Annotated in this window: 1 protein-coding gene and 2 pseudogenes; all 3 read left to right on the top strand. The window is 32.5% G+C overall.

Features of this window, described 5'->3' with window-relative positions; all coding sequences use genetic code 11:
• Positions 1-440, top strand: a pseudogene (locus AFK68_RS36075) (hypothetical protein); the annotation flags it as partial.
• A gap of 228 nt (positions 441-668) precedes the next feature.
• Positions 669-1,038, top strand: a pseudogene (locus AFK68_RS00665) (protein kinase); the annotation flags it as partial.
• Positions 1,039-1,143: 105 nt separating this feature from the next.
• Complete coding sequence (locus AFK68_RS00660) at positions 1,144-1,881, top strand: serine/threonine protein kinase (RefSeq protein WP_371357173.1); 738 nt, start codon at positions 1,144-1,146, stop codon at positions 1,879-1,881.
• Positions 1,882-2,181: the final 300 nt, after the last annotated feature.

Here is a 2,181-nt window from a genome sequence, read left to right as displayed (position 1 = left end):
TTGTTATATCTTTTCCATTTTTTACACCAATTTTCAATTATCTAGGACAGTCATTTACGATTTTATCTGCAATAATATTAGCGATTGTGTATTTTTTACCTGCGTTGTATTTGTATATACCTGCGTTGTATTTGTCTATATTTGCAGAAACAATTAAATTAATAATACCTAAAAACGAGATAGGTCAATTGTTCTCCAAAAAAGAAGATATAGCTATTTTAACAGTAGGACTAGATGTTAGCTTAGTTGTAACTTTTAATATTTTTTCTGAAGTCATTCCTCAACTACACTGCCTTACTTTAGGAGAAATTTTATTCTCAGCAATAGTAGCGATTGCCTCTCTTTCTGCAACTCTAATTCCACTAATTTACTTATTATTTAAACCTGCCAAAATATTTGCTAAATACAGAAAAGCAGAGCCAAATTTAATTAAACCATAATCAAAATATAGCGACTCGGAACCTAATGTAAAAATTTAATTGCTTCCTATTACCGAATAATTAAGGTTTAAACCCTCTTCTTTAAAGGAGAAACAATAAAAAATTTTCCTTTTATTCAATCCTCTTTCTTTTAGGGAGAGGTAATTATCAATTATCAATTATCAATTATCAATTATCCATTATCCATTATCCATTATTGAACAGTTCACTAAAAACCTACTAATTATAATGACTAATTACCCCAACTTTTCCAACTACGGCTATCAAATAATCAAAGAACTCGGACACAACCGCGCAGGTGGAAGAGTAACCTATCTTGCCACAGAAATTAACACTCAAAAAACAGTAGTAGTAAAACAATTTCAATTTGCTACAACCGGAGCGCATTGGTCAGAATATCAAGCCTATGAAAGAGAAGTTCAAGTATTAAAAACACTCGATAATCCTAATATTCCCCACTACTTAGATTCCTTCCAAACACCATCAGGTTTTTGCATGGTACAAGAATATAAAAACGCCACTTCCTTAGCAAACTTAGCAACCTCTCAAAAATGGCAACCCCAACAAATAAAACAAATAGCAATTTCAGTTCTAGAAANCAGAATATCAAGCCTATGAAAGAGAAGTTCAAGTATTAAAAACACTCGATAATCCTAATATTCCCCACTACTTAGATTCCTTCCAAACACCATCAGGTTTTTGCATGGTACAAGAATATAAAAACGCCACTTCCTTAGCAAACTTAGCAACCTCTCAAAAATGGCAACCCCAACAAATAAAACAAATAGCAATTTCAGTTCTAGAAATTATTAAATACCTCCAAAACAGAATTCCACCAGTAATTCATAGAGACTTAAAACCAGAAAATATTCTAATAGATAACCAGATGAAAATTACCCTAGTAGACTTTGGTTTTGCCAGGATAGGAGGAGGAGAGGTTGCTGTTAGTAGCGTAGTCAAAGGTACATTAGGATTTATGCCTCCAGAACAAATGTTTAATCGCGAATTAACAACAGCATCAGATTTATATAGTCTCGGTGCAACATTAATTTGTTTATTAACAAACACCCCCGCAACAGAAGTAGGAAGTCTGATGGATGAGACAGGAAAAATTAATTTTCAGCAGCAAGTAAAACACCTAAGTCAAGACTTTATTATCTGGCTAGAAAAAATGGTACAACCTAATTATAAAGATAGATATTCATCAGCAGAATCAGCCCTTGATGCTTTAATTCCCCTAGAAGTATTAGCACCTTCTCGAACAAAAAAATTGACTCAAACAGCATTAATTACCATTATTGTATATACGGCAATTTTGAGTGCTGCTTTTGCTATGTTTAGAGTTGATAATATTCAACTAAATGAACCCCTTGTATCCACGAAAATAGAAGATTCATTTCAAGTTCAAAACAAAAGAAAATGTCTCAATCGTCGAAAATAGTTACAGCACTTTTTTAGTTGATATTGAATGTTCCTAGTGTGGGCATCTTACCCACTTCGGTGTTTACTTCACCAAGTAAATATTCTCAGAGAAACTTTGATTTACCATTTCAACAAAATGCTATAAGTAGAATTTTATTTTCTCGACGTTGAATAATTATTTCTCAAAAAACTTGTTGCGGTAGTAACTTTTAAAAGTTTATCTACAGTTATAACGTACAGTTGTTGTTCTTATTTTCTCTTCCCTATTCCCTACTCCCTACTCCCTACTCCCTAAAAAAATATAATCCTCTTGAAAAGC

Source organism: Hydrocoleum sp. CS-953, from assembly GCF_002260545.1.
In the GTDB taxonomy this organism is placed as follows: domain Bacteria; phylum Cyanobacteriota; class Cyanobacteriia; order Cyanobacteriales; family Microcoleaceae; genus Trichodesmium.
This window is presented reverse-complemented; position numbering and strand designations above follow the sequence as displayed.